The sequence below is a fragment of the Streptomyces sp. ISL-100 genome (assembly GCF_018614615.1).
In the GTDB taxonomy this organism is placed as follows: domain Bacteria; phylum Actinomycetota; class Actinomycetes; order Streptomycetales; family Streptomycetaceae; genus Streptomyces.
The window spans coordinates 100,221-112,466 of sequence record NZ_JAGGOK010000094.1 but is presented as its reverse complement, the minus strand read 5'-3'; the positions used below and the strand labels follow the sequence as shown (position 1 = coordinate 112,466).

Annotated in this window: 13 protein-coding genes; 10 read left to right on the top strand and 3 right to left on the bottom strand. The window is 70.8% G+C overall.

Annotation, left to right across the window (positions count from 1 at the left end):
- The 3 genes from J7E89_RS35030 to J7E89_RS35020 form a co-directional block, all read left to right on the top strand.
- The coding region (locus J7E89_RS35030) for an aminotransferase class IV (protein ID WP_251061483.1) at nt 1-826 on the top strand (826 nt) is incomplete at its 5' end.
- 579 nt (nt 827-1,405) lie between these two features.
- Entirely contained in the window at nt 1,406-2,011 is a 606-nt protein-coding gene (locus J7E89_RS35025; protein WP_214979631.1) for a hypothetical protein, read from the top strand.
- A 129-nt stretch (nt 2,012-2,140) separates the two neighbouring features.
- Nucleotides 2,141-2,770: a class F sortase gene (locus J7E89_RS35020; protein ID WP_214979629.1), complete on the top strand. Its 630-nt coding sequence runs from the start codon at nt 2,141-2,143 to the stop codon at nt 2,768-2,770.
- Nucleotides 2,771-2,781: 11 nt separating this feature from the next.
- On the opposite strand, the gene J7E89_RS35015 is transcribed toward J7E89_RS35020, so the two are convergent.
- Nucleotides 2,782-3,567: a TSUP family transporter gene (locus J7E89_RS35015; protein ID WP_214979628.1), complete on the bottom strand. Its 786-nt coding sequence runs from the start codon at nt 3,565-3,567 to the stop codon at nt 2,782-2,784.
- A 408-nt stretch (nt 3,568-3,975) separates the two neighbouring features.
- Between J7E89_RS35015 and J7E89_RS35010 the strand changes: the two genes are divergently transcribed.
- From J7E89_RS35010 to J7E89_RS34985, 6 genes are all read left to right on the top strand, one after another.
- A complete protein-coding gene (locus tag J7E89_RS35010; RefSeq protein ID WP_214979621.1) occupies nt 3,976-5,283 on the top strand; it encodes an NAD(P)/FAD-dependent oxidoreductase in 1,308 nt (435 codons plus the stop codon).
- Nucleotide 5,284: 1 nt separating this feature from the next.
- Nucleotides 5,285-7,804, top strand: coding sequence for a nitrite reductase large subunit NirB (nirB, locus tag J7E89_RS35005; RefSeq protein WP_214979619.1), 2,520 nt, complete (start codon nt 5,285-5,287; stop codon nt 7,802-7,804).
- On the top strand, nt 7,801-8,133 hold the full coding sequence (gene nirD / locus J7E89_RS35000) for a nitrite reductase small subunit NirD (protein ID WP_214979617.1): 333 nt from the start codon (nt 7,801-7,803) through the stop codon (nt 8,131-8,133). The genes nirB and nirD overlap by 4 nt, the downstream gene beginning before the upstream one ends.
- Nucleotides 8,134-8,165: 32 nt before the next feature.
- Nucleotides 8,166-8,750, top strand: a complete 585-nt coding sequence (locus tag J7E89_RS34995; RefSeq protein ID WP_214979615.1) for a TetR/AcrR family transcriptional regulator — start codon at nt 8,166-8,168, stop codon at nt 8,748-8,750.
- A 112-nt stretch (nt 8,751-8,862) separates the two neighbouring features.
- Nucleotides 8,863-9,633 carry an SDR family NAD(P)-dependent oxidoreductase gene (locus tag J7E89_RS34990; protein ID WP_214979613.1) on the top strand — a complete coding sequence of 257 codons (771 nt, stop codon included), beginning with the start codon at nt 8,863-8,865 and terminating at the stop codon, nt 9,631-9,633.
- Nucleotides 9,634-9,661: 28 nt separating this feature from the next.
- Nucleotides 9,662-10,591 (top strand): oxidoreductase, encoded by a 930-nt coding sequence (locus J7E89_RS34985; protein ID WP_214979611.1) that lies wholly within the window; start codon nt 9,662-9,664, stop codon nt 10,589-10,591.
- 48 nt (nt 10,592-10,639) lie between these two features.
- Here the strand turns inward: J7E89_RS34985 and J7E89_RS34980 are convergent, their stop codons facing one another.
- The gene (locus tag J7E89_RS34980; RefSeq protein WP_214979609.1) at nt 10,640-11,053 is read right to left on the bottom strand and encodes a VOC family protein; all 414 of its coding nucleotides are present in this window, start codon (nt 11,051-11,053) and stop codon (nt 10,640-10,642) included.
- A 137-nt stretch (nt 11,054-11,190) separates the two neighbouring features.
- Between J7E89_RS34980 and J7E89_RS34975 the strand changes: the two genes are divergently transcribed.
- The gene (locus J7E89_RS34975; protein ID WP_214979608.1) at nt 11,191-11,757 is read left to right on the top strand and encodes a hypothetical protein; all 567 of its coding nucleotides are present in this window, start codon (nt 11,191-11,193) and stop codon (nt 11,755-11,757) included.
- Here J7E89_RS34975 and J7E89_RS34970 read toward each other — a convergent pair.
- Nucleotides 11,735-12,208, bottom strand: a complete 474-nt coding sequence (locus tag J7E89_RS34970; RefSeq protein WP_214979606.1) for a MarR family winged helix-turn-helix transcriptional regulator — start codon at nt 12,206-12,208, stop codon at nt 11,735-11,737. The two genes, J7E89_RS34975 and J7E89_RS34970, sit on opposite strands and share 23 nt — an antisense overlap.
- Nucleotides 12,209-12,246 lie beyond the last annotated feature (38 nt).

The following is a 12,246-nucleotide window of genomic DNA, read 5'->3' as shown; positions in this document are numbered from 1 at the left end:
AGGCGCGGGGCTACCCGCCACCACACCTCCCGCACCCGCCGCCGCTCCCTACATCGAGATCGACGGCCGCACGGCCGCCACTGCGGACGACCTCCTCGTCCCCACCCTCTACGGCGGCTACGCCCACTTCACCGCCATGCAGGTCAGGGACGGCGGGGTGCGTGGACTGCGCCTGCACCTCGCGCGCCTCGACGCTGCCACCCAGGAGGTGTTCGGGACCGGGCTCGACGGCGAGCTGGTGCGCGAACGGGTGCGGCATGCGCTCGACGGGGCGGGGGTGCGGGATGCCGCGGTGCGTGTGTACGTGTTCTGGGCGCCGGGGGCCGTGGCGGCCACCCTCATGGTGACTGTCCGGCCGCCCGCCACCATGCCGTCAGCGCCGCAGGCCCTGATGTCGGTCCCGTACGAACGCCCCTTCCCGCACATCAAACACCTGGGCAGCTTCGCCCAGACCCACTACGGGCACCTCGCGCGGCGCGCGGGATTCGACGACGCGCTGCTGACGGTGCCCGGTGGGGTCGTCGCTGAGGGCGCGATCACCAATGTTGCTTTCTACGACGGCACTTCGGTCGTCTGGCCCGACGCGCCGTCGCTGCACGGCGTCACCATGGCCCTGCTCGAAGCCCGGCTCCCGGAGTACGGGCTGCCGTCGGTGCGGGGACGGGTGACGGTGGGCGGGCTGGCCGGGTATCGGGCGGCGTTCGTTACCAACTCGCAGGGGATTGCCGCGGTGCGGCGTATCGACGAGACGGGGTTCTCGGTCGACGAGGAGCTGATGAAGACGGTCATGTCGGCTTACGAGGCGACGCCGTGGGAGGCGGTCTGAGGGGGGCGGGTGCGGTGCGGGGGCGGTGCGGGCGCGGGTGCGGTGCGGGTTGCCTGCGGCGCGTTCCCTACCGCCCCTTCCCGCTGTGACGCTTTGCGGCTCCGCCGCGTGAGGGGCGCTGCCCCAGACCCCGGTCCTCAAACGCCGGACGGGCTGAAGTAGCCGGGGGTAGCTGGGGCTCCGCCCCAGACCCCGCTCCTCAAACGCCGGAGGGGCTGGATAGTGCCCGGCAGGGGCCGGCTTTGCGGCCCTGGCTGCAAAGTCGGCCCGTCCGGCGTTTGAGGACACGCCCGCAGGGCGTCTGTGTTGTCTGGGGTCTGGGGCTTGCCCCCAGTTTCGGGAAGGGGCGGGTAGGGGAAAGCCCGCCCGGCAGGGCCGTCCGTCACCCATTCGGTGCGCAATGGCAGGGTGACCGCCTCACCACCTCTCGCCCCCGCGCTGACCTGGGCGGACGCAGCGCCCGCGCGGCGTGGCGCGGAGCCGGGGGCAGGCAATCCGACCCGCGCTCAGCAGGCGCCCCGCGTGTGCGGCCACTTATCTCGGAGGGAGTGCCGTACCGACGCCTCCGGGAGGATCACCATGCGCCCTGCACTTCTGCTGACCGGTACCGCGCTGGCGGCCGCCGCGTTCGGCGGCCTCGGCGCAGGTCCGGCGTACGCCGAGAACGACACTCCGGAGCACACGCTGGAGGTGTATCCGGCGACCGCCGGCCCCGGCGAGACCATCACGGTGAACACCACCGCCTGCGGTTCCGACAGCGGCGGCACGGGCGACGCCAACTCCGTCGGCGCGGGCGACTTCCCTCTCCAGCCCGGCACCCACAAAGAGGTCGTCACCGGGGAGTTCACGCTCCCCCCGGACGCCCCGACGGGAACCCACGACATCGCGGTGGCCTGCGACAACGGAAACACCGCCCAGGGCACGCTGACCGTGACCGCCGGTTCGTCGCACGAACCCACGCACGCTCGCCCCCCGCACCCTCAACCCACGCACCCTCGCCCCACGCACCACACCCCGACCCACAAGCCCACGCACCCCACGGGCCACGTCAAGACCGGTGTCGGCGGGTCCGCGGGATCCGACACCACCCAGATCGCGGCGGGTGCGGCCGTGCTGGCCGCGACCGCCGTCGGCGGTACCTGGATGCTCCTGCGTCGCCGGGCGAGCGGCACGCGGGAACGCTGACGGGGCCGGCCCCCGGCCGCCCCGTACCCGTACCGCCGGAGTTCCCCGTGCCTCCGCCCTGGCCCCGAGCCGGGCGGGGGCACGCGGGGCGTACGGCCGGGCCGGACTGCACTGGAGGTGTGATCAGCGATGACGGACCGGCGTACGAAGGGCGGCCTCGTCGCCATCGCCATCTGCACCGGCGTCTGGCTGATCCAGAACGGCACAGCAGGTCAGGACCCGCCCCGGCCGTCGTCCGCCGAAGCGTTCGCCGCCGGGTCCGAGCACGTCCCGAGGAGTACGGTCCCGCCGACGCAGCCGCTGCGGCCCTCCGAGCCCGTACGGATCCGGATACCCGCCGTCCGGGTGGACGCGCCCATCATGCGTCTCGGCCTGGCCCCCGACGGCAGTCTCGACGTACCGCCGGCCGGGAACCGCAACATCGCCGGCTGGTACAAGGACGGCACCCCGCCCGGCGCCGAGGGCACGTCGGTCATCGCCGGGCACGTCGACAACGCGCGGGGGCCGGCCGTCTTCTACAACCTCGGCGCGCTGCGCAGGGGCCACACCATCGAGGTGGAGCGCAGGGACGGGCGTACCGCCGTCTTCACGATCGATGCCATCGAGGCGTACGACAGCGAGAACTTCCCCGAGCAGCGGGTGTACGCGGCCTCGGGGCAGGCCGAGCTGCGGGTGATCACCTGCGGAGGCACGTTCTCCGAGAAGACCGGTTACCGGGGAAACGTGGTGGCGTACGCGCACCTGACGGCGGTGCGCTAGACGCGGCCGCCCTACGTCCACTGGTCGAACGCCAGCTTCGCGACCAGCGAGAAGACCACGACCAGCAGCACCCCGCGCACGAACTCGCTTCCCTTCCTGAGAGCCATCCGCGCGCCCGCCATCGCGCCGGCGAGGTTGAAGAGAGCCATCAGCGCGGCGAGCTGCCACAGCACCGTTCCCTGGTACGCGAACATCGCGAGCGCGCCGGCGTTGGTGCAGACGTTGACGATCTTGGCGTTGGCGGAGGCGGTGACCAGGTCGAGGTGGAGCACGGCGGTGAGCGCCAGAACGAGGAACGTACCGGTGCCGGGTCCGAAGAGTCCGTCGTAGAAGCCGATGCCGCCGCCGACGAGGACGATCGCGGTGACGGTACGGGCCCGGGTGACCGGCACCTTCGCGTCGTCGTCGGCGGCGCGGCCGAAGGAGGGCCGCAGGAGCACGAAGGCCGCGACGCCGAGCAGCACCACCATGATGACCGGGCGCAGTACGTCGCTGCTGATCCCGGCGGCGAAGAAGGCCCCGGTCATGGAGCCGGCGAGGGCCGCGAGTCCGATCCGCACGGCCGTCCCGACCTTCACCGGCGCCTTGCGTAGATACGTCACCGCGGCACCGGAAGTGCCGACGATGGCCACCGCTTTGTTGGTGCCGAGGATGTGCGCGGCGGGCACGTGCGGCAGACCGAGCAGCAGAGCGGGCAGGAGCAGCAGCCCGCCACCGCCCACCACCGCGTCGATCCAGCCGGCCGCCGCGGCGGCGAGGCACAGGACAACGAGCGTGGTCAGCGATATGTCGGGCATGATCGCGACCTTAGGGAGGGGATGGGTGTGGCGTCCATCAATCGTTGGAAGGCTGAGCGACATCTGAGCTTCCTCCGGATGGCGAAGCCGGGTCCGGTGCCGCCGGTGCGGCCGGCGCCGGGGTGCCGCCGGTGCGACTCTTGCGACCGGTTGCACAGGTGCCGGATGCGCGCAGTCGCGCCCCCGAAAGCCCACGTCAGCGGCCCGGAAGGTGATCCGTGAAGAGGCCTTGAGGGAGCCTTGAGACGGCCTTGAGGATCGGCTGAAGGGGTATTGAGCCTCGGCAGCCTCCGCCGCCCCGTCCCCCGCTCCCCCTCACAGCGCCGTGCGCCGTGCGCTGAGCGCAGTGTTCCCCGCGGGAAACAGATGGGATGCGGTCGGGTAACACCGCCCCGGCAGTCTGCGGTCATGAGCAAGGACATCGTGGTGATCGGCGGCGGGACGGCGGGTGCCCGGCTGGCCCGGCAGCTGACCCGTCAGCCCACCCCGGCGACCGAGGCGACCGAAGCGACGGGGCCCAAGGTCACCGTCATCGGCGAAGAGGAGCACGCCCCCTACAACAGGGTGCTGCTCGCCGAGGTCCTCGCCGGCCGCTACGGCCCCGAGGTCATCGCCCAGCCCGCGACGCCGGTACGGCGCGGGGTGCGCGTGGTCCGTATCGACCGTGCCGAGCGGGTGGTGCAGTGCGACGACGGCAGCGTCGTCCCGTACGGCACACTCGTCCTCGCCACCGGCTCCAACCCCGTCCTGCCGCCGCTGCGCGGCCTCGGCGCCGACCTCCCCGACGGCGTCCACCCCTTCCGTACGATGGACGACTGCCTGGCACTGGCAGCCGCCGTACGCGAAGGCACCCGCGCCGTCGTGATCGGCGGTGGCCTCCTCGGCGTCTCGGCGGCCCGCGCGCTCGCGGAGCGCGGCGCCCAGGTCGTACTGGCCCAGCAGGGCGAACACCTCATGCAGCGCCAGCTCGACCCGGCCGCGAGCGAGCTGCTGCGCGGCCACCTGGAGACGCTGGGCGTCGAGGTCCACACGGAGTGCCGGGTGCGCGGCCTGCGCTGCGACGCCGGGGAGCGGGCCGGGACCGTGCGGGCCGTCGAGCTCGCCGACGGCTACGCCCTCGACGCCGACCTCGTCGTCCTGGCTTGCGGTGTGCGCCCCCGAATCGGCCTCGCGCAGGCCGCGGGCCTGGAGGTGCGCCACGGCATCGTCGTGGACGACGAGCTGCGCACCTCGGACCCGCACATCCGCGCCATCGGCGACTGCGCGGAGCACAACGGCCGCGTATACGGTCTCGCGGGCCCGGCACTCGAACAGGCCGACATCCTGGCCTCACTGCTGCTGGACTCACCTCGGACCGCGCCCTCCGTCAGCCCACTGTCCAGCCACGCCGCTGCCGCCGACGCCTGGTCGCAGAGCATCGGCGGCTACACCGGCACCCGCGCCCTCACCCGCCTCACCCTCAGGGCCGGCGGCAAGGGCTCCGGGCCGCTCGACCTCGCCGCGTTCGGCGAGACGAACCCGCTCCCCGGCGACGACGTCGTCCGCCTCGCCGACGCCACCCGTGGCGCGTACCGCAAGGTCGTCGTGCGCGGGGACCGGCTGATCGGCGGCATCCTGCTTGGCGATCTCGGCGCCGTCGGCGAACTCGCCCGCACCTGGGAGGGCGACGAACCGCTCCCCTCCACCCCGTTGTTCCATCTGCTTGGAGGCGCCTGAGATGTCCACACCACCCACGATCGTGGTCGTCGGCCACGGCATGGTCGGCCAGCGCTTCCTGGAGGCTCTCGCCGAGCGGGGCGTGACCGAGCGGGCGCGTGTCGTCGTGCTGTGCGAGGAGCCGCGAGCCGCGTACGACCGTGTCCAGCTGACCTCGTACTTCTCGGGCCGCACCCCCGACGAGCTCGCTCTCGGCGAGCCGGACTTCATGGACCAGCACGGCATCGAGCTGCACCTGGACGACCCGGCGACGGCCATCGACCGCGAGGCGCGGATGGTCACCTCGCGCGCCGGACGGACCTTCACTTACGACACGCTCGTCCTCGCCACTGGTTCGTACCCCTTCGTACCACCCGTTCCCGGGAAGGACGCGGAAGGGTGCTTCGTCTACCGCACCATTGAGGACCTCCTCGCGATCGAGGCGTACGCGAAAACAGCACGTACGGGAGCGGTCGTGGGCGGCGGACTGCTCGGCCTGGAGGCGGCGGGCGCGCTGAGCGGGCTCGGACTCGCCACGCACGTCGTGGAGTTCGCTCCCCGGCTGATGCCCGTCCAGGTCGACGAGGGCGGCGGCGCGGCCCTTCTCCGTACGATCGAGGGCATGGGCCTTAAGGTCCACACGGGCGTCGGTACGCAGGCCGTGACCACCGACGACGCCGGCGCGGTGAACGGCATGTCCCTCTCGGACGGTTCGACGCTGGAGACCGACCTCGTCGTCTTCTCGGCGGGTGTACGGCCGCGCGACCAGCTGGCCCGGGACTGCGGCCTGTCGGTGGGCGAGCGGGGCGGCATCGCCGTCGACGAGCAGTGCCGTACGTCCGACCCCGCGGTCTTCGCGATCGGCGAGTGCGCGCTGGCGGTGGACGGCCGGGTGTACGGCCTTGTCGCGCCCGGTTACGAGATGGCGGAGACCGCCGCCGAAACGATCGCGGGAACGGCCGAGGAGGCGACCAAGGCGTTCACCGGTGCGGACATGTCCACCAAGCTGAAGCTCCTCGGTGTGGACGTCGCGTCCTTCGGTGACGCGCACGGCCACGCGGAGGGCTGCCTGGACGTCACGTACTCCGACTCGCGCTCCGGCGTCTACAAGAAGCTCGTGGTCAGCCCGGACGGCGAACTCCTCGGCGGCGTGCTCGTCGGCGATGCCGACGCGTACGCGATGCTCCGGCCGCTCACCGGTTCCGTACCGCCCATCGCACCGGAACAGCTCATAGCGCCGGCGGGCGGCGGCTCGGTCACCCTCGGCCCGTCCTCCCTCCCCGACGACGCGGTGGTCTGCAACTGCCACAACGTCACCAAGGGGCAGGTGACCGCCTGTTCGTCGCTCCCCGAGGTGAAGAAGTGCACCAAGGCGGGCACGGGCTGCGGCAGCTGCGTGAAGCTGATCGGCCAGCTGCTTCCCCAGTCCGGCGACAAGGGCCTGTGCGGCTGCTTCCCGCACACGCGCTCGGAGCTGTACGAGATCGTCCGCACCCTGCGCATCACGTCGTACGCCGCGCTGCTCGACTCGCACGGCCGCGAGGAAGCCCGGGGCGGCGACGGCTGCGAGATCTGCAAGCCGACGGTCGGCTCGATCCTGGCCAGCCTGAGCAACGGCTACATCCTCGACGGCGAACAGGCCGCCCTCCAGGACACCAACGACCACTTCCTCGCCAACATGCAGCGCAACGGCTCGTACTCGATCGTGCCGCGCATTCCCGGTGGCGAGGTCACCCCCGAGAAACTGATCGTGATCGGCGAAGTGGCCCGCGACTTCGGCCTCTACACGAAGATCACCGGCGGCCAGCGCATCGACCTCTTCGGGGCCCGCGTCGAGCAGCTTCCGCTGATCTGGACGCGCCTGGTGGACGCCGGTTTCGAGTCCGGCCACGCCTACGGGAAGGCCCTCAGGACGGTGAAGTCCTGTGTCGGACAGACGTGGTGCCGTTACGGCGTCCAGGACAGCGTCCGGATGGCCATCGACCTGGAGCTGCGCTACCGGGGCCTGCGCGCGCCGCACAAGCTGAAGTCGGCGGTCTCGGGATGCGCGCGCGAGTGCGCCGAGGCGCAGTCGAAGGACTTCGGTGTGATCGCCACCGCGAACGGCTGGAACCTGTACGTCGGCGGCAACGGCGGCGCGACCCCGCGTCACGCGGATCTCCTCGCCCAGGACCTGTCGGACGCGGAACTCGTGCGCCTCATCGACCGGTTCCTGATGTTCTACATCCGCACCGCGGACCGCCTGGAGCGCACCTCCACCTGGCTGGAGCGGCTGGAGGGCGGCCTGGACCACCTCAGGGACGTGGTCGTCCACGACTCGCTCGGCATCTGCGAGCAGCTGGAAGCCCTGATGGCCACGCACGTGTCCGGCTACCGCGACGAGTGGGCCGAGACGATCAACGACCCCGAGCGGCTGTCCCGGTTCGTGTCGTTCGTCAACGCGCCCGACGCGCCGGACCCGTCCGTACGGTTCGTTCCCGAGCGCGACCAGATGAAGCCGGACCTGACCTTCCTCACCCTCGAAGGGACCCGAGTGGGATGACCCTGCAACTGCGTATCGACGACGACTCCTGGTTCACCGCCTGTGCCCTGTCCGACCTCACCCCTGGACGGGGTGTGGCGGCCCTGCTCCCCGACGGCCGTCAGGCCGCGCTGTTCACGGACCGCGCGGGGCGCCCGTACGCCATCGAAAACCGTGACCCGTTCTCCGGCGCCCAGGTGCTGTCGCGCGGTCTGATCGGATCCGCGAACGGCCGTCCCTTTGTCGCGTCGCCTCTCCTGAAGCAGCGCTTCGATCTGGAAACGGGCCGCTGTCTGGACGACGACACGGTCGCTGTGCAGACGTTCCCCGTACGCGTCGGAGTTAATTGACCGATCGTTCCAGTAAGGCTAGTGTTCGGGACGTGGCAAGGACCAAGGAATTCGACCCCGACGCCGCACTGCAGGCAGCCCTGGAGCTGTTCTGGCGGTGCGGCTACGAGGCGACGACCATGGCGGACCTCGTCGAGCACCTCGGCATCGGCCGCGCCAGCATCTACGCCACCTTCGGCAGCAAGCACGAGCTCTACCTGAAGGCGCTCGACCGGTACGCCGACTCCCGCAACCCGCAGCTGCTCGGCGAGCTTTCCCAGCCGGGCCCGGCACTGCCGGCCGTGCGCGCGGTGATGCGGCGGTTCGCCGCCGAGGCCGCCTCCGACGCGGAACGGCTGACCGGCTGCTTCGTCACCAACACGGCCGCCGAGCTGGCCCCGCACGACGACTCGGCGGCCCGCCGGGTGGCGGTGAGCTGGGAGAACATCGAAACCCTGCTGCACTCCGCGCTCGTACGGGCACAGGCACAGGGCGAGCTGCCCGAGGACCGCGATCCGCGGGCACTCGCCCGCATGCTGCTCGTGCTGATGCAGGGCCTGCGAGTCGTCGGGAAGGCTTCCAGCGACCCGGCCAGGGTGCGGGACGCGGCCGAACAGGCACTGACACTTCTCGACTGACCGCATCCCTGGACTCACCGAACCCGACAACCTCGTTTCACAGGCGCCCCTGGGGCGTCTCTTTTACGCTCTAATAACAGAACGCTCGTTCAAGAATAAGGACGGACAGACCATGACTGCTCGCTTCTCCGGCAAGACCGCCCTCGTCACTGGTGCGGGCTCCGGTCTCGGCCGTGCCATCGCGCTCGCCTTCGCCGCCGAGGGCGCGAACGTCGTCGCCACCGGACGCAGCGCCGCGACCCTCGACGAGACCGTCGCACTGGTACAGCGGGCGGGCGGCGGTGGCGCGTCGGTCGCGATCACCGCCGACGTCAGCCGTTCCGAGGACGTTCGGGCGCTCGTTCGCGAGAGCGTCGAGCGGTTCGGAAGCCTCGACGTCGCCGTGAACAACGCCGGTGTGTTCCGGGGAGGCGGGCCCGTCGCCGAACTGTCCGAGGAGGACTGGCGCACGCTCCTCGACATCAACGTCACGGGCGTACTCCTGTCGATGCAGGCCGAGATCGATGCGATGCGCACCCAGGAAGGCGGCGGCGCGATCGTCAACATCTCGTCCAACCTCGGCGCGCACCGCCGCATCCCGGGCGTCGCCGGCTACATCGCTTCCAAGGCCGCCGTCTCCGCCCTCACCCGTGCGGCAGCCGTCGACCACATCCAGGACGGCGTCCGGATCAACGCGGTCAGCCCCGGCCCCGCCGCGACCACCATGTCGCTGCGACGCGGCGAGAGTGAAGCGGAGCGCGCCGTCCGCATGAAGGACGAGTCACCGCTCGGCCGGGTGTCGACGGTCGACGAGGTCGCCGCCGCCGTGCTGTACCTGGCCTCCGCCGACGCCGCGTCCGTCGTCGGCAGCGACCTGGTCATCGACGGAGGCACCTCCGCCTGACGAATCGTCCGGCCGTACGCTGACCTCCATGACGACTGGCTGGAAAGCGAGCGACATCCCCGACCAGAGCGGCCGTACGGCCGTGGTCACCGGGGCCAACAGCGGCATCGGACTCGTCACGGCGCGCGAACTCGCCCGCCGCGGCGCACGCGTGGTGCTCGCGTGCCGCAGCGAGCAACGCGGCAAGGAGGCCGCGGCGGGCATCACGCGCGAAGTCCCGGGTGCGCTCGTCGAGTTCACGCCACTCGACCTGGCGGACCTGTCCTCCATACGGGACTTCGCAGGCTCGTACGCGTACGACCGCCTCGACCTGCTCATCAACAACGCGGGCGTCATGGCGCTCCCGTACGGACGGACCGCCGACGGCTTCGAGACGCAGTTCGGCGTCAATCACCTCGGGCACTTCGCCCTCACCGGGCTGCTTCTCCCGCACCTGCTGCGGACGCCCGCAGCGCGCGTGGTGACCGTATCCAGTGGCCTTCACGCTCTGTCCAACATCGACATCGGCGACCTCAACAGCGAGCGCAAGTACCGGCGCTGGATCGCGTACGGACGCTCCAAGACCGCGAACCTGCTCTTCATCCACGAGCTGGCCGCGCGCCTCGCCGCGGCCGGTTCCGACGTCGTCGCGGCGGCCGCCCACCCCGGTTATGCCAGCACAAACCTCCAGAGCGCGGGCGTACGGATGGAGGGGCGCAGGGCGGCCGAGCGGATCGTGGCACTGGGGAACAGGATCATCGCCCAGCCCGCCGAGTCCGGCGCCCTGCCGACGCTGTACGCGGCGACAGAACCCGGCGTACAGCCCGACTCGTTCACCGGGCCGAAGATCCAGGGCTGGCGGGGCGCGCCCACGAAGTCGTGGCGCGCGAAGTGGACAACAAACGATGTGGCGAGCGAGCGCCTGTGGGTGGCATCGGAGCAGCTCACCGGGGTGACGTACGAGGGCCTCACCTCGTGAGAACCGAAGCCTGAGGCCCTCCGTCGTCTTTCAGACCGGGGCCGGTCGTCAGCCCTGGCCGCCCTCGACCGCCGACGGGTCCATCCAGATGATCTCCCACGTGTGACCGTCGGGGTCCTGGAAGGAACGGCCGTACATGAAGCCGTGGTCGAGGGGCTCGTTCGCGGGGGATCCGCCGGACGCGAGGGCCGTGTCGGCCATCTCGTCGACCTTCTCCCGGCTGTCGGCACTGAGCGCGAGCAGGACCTCCGTCGTCCGGCTCGTGTCAGCGATCTCCTTCTTCGTGAACTCCTTGAAGCGCGGCTCGGTGAGCAGCATGGCGAAGATCGTGTCGCTGATCACCAGACAGGCGGTCTTGTCATCACTGAACTGCGGGTTGAAGGAGTACCCAAGCTTGCTGAAGAAGGACTTCGTGGTGTCGAGGTTCTTCACCGGCAGGTTCACAAAGATCATCTGAGGCATGAGCTGTGTCTCTCTTCTCTCGTCGTTGCCATTCGCAGGGGTAGACCCGGGGGCCGCGCGAAACTCATCGCTCGAACAGAAACTCGCAGAAAACTTCCGCCTTGCGGGTGCGCCACGCCCGTTCTAGCGTCGGCGCCATGACCCGCTCCGCCGGCGCCGGCAAGAAGATCACCGAGAAGCTGTCGGTCGACGTGCTGAAGGCCGCCACCGGCCGGAACTGGGACGCGTGGTTCGCCCTCCTCGACGCGTGGGGCGCCGCCGGGCGCACCCACACCGAGATCGCCCGTCACCTGACCGACGACCTCGCCGTGGACGGGTGGTACGCCCAGTCGATCACGGTCGGATACGAGCAGGAACGCGGACTGCGCGAGGTCGGCCAGTCTTCGACCGGTGACTGGCAGACGAGCGGCAGCAGAACCGTGGAAACACCGGTCGCGCGCTGCGAGGCCGCCTTCACCGATGCGGGCGTACGCCGCCGGTGGCTTCCCGGGAGCGAGTTTTCGCTGCGTACGCACCGGGCGGGGAAGACCCTGTCGGCCGACTACGGGAACAGTCGGCTCTCCGTCAGCTTCACTCCCAAGGGCGAGTCGAAGACCCAGGTGGCACTCCAGCACACGAAGCTCGCGGACGCTGCGGAGGTGGCGGCGTACAAGGCCTTCTGGAAGGAGCGCCTCGCCGCTCTCAAGACGCTTCTGGAGTCGTGACAGGAGAGCCGGGCTGGGCCCGCAGCTCTTCCGCCGCGTCGGCGACCCGGCCGATCAGGCGCAGCAGCGTTTCCTGCTCGCCCTCGTCGAGGGGGGCTAGGAACACCCGGTTCATCCGGGCCGTCCGGGTGACCAGCTTGCGGTGCACCGCCGCGCCCTCGTCCGTGAGTTTGAGTACGTTGCGCCGGCCGTCGTGCGGGTCGCGCACCCGCTCCATCAGTCCGCGCCTGCCGAGGCGCGCCACCAGGTCCGCGATGGTCGAGCGGTCCAGGTGAACATGCTCGCTCAGGGTGCGCTGGTCGATGTCCGGCTTCTCGGCCAGGGCATTGAGCACGGCGAACTGCGGCGACGTGGTCTCCTCCGAGACCATCGTGGTCCACAGCAGGGTGTGCGCCTGCTGCAGCCGCCGGGCGAGATGCCCGGGGTGGGTGCTCAGATCAACCGCAGCCATGCGGGGCCTCCTGCAATCCTGGGCAATGCTCTGTGTAC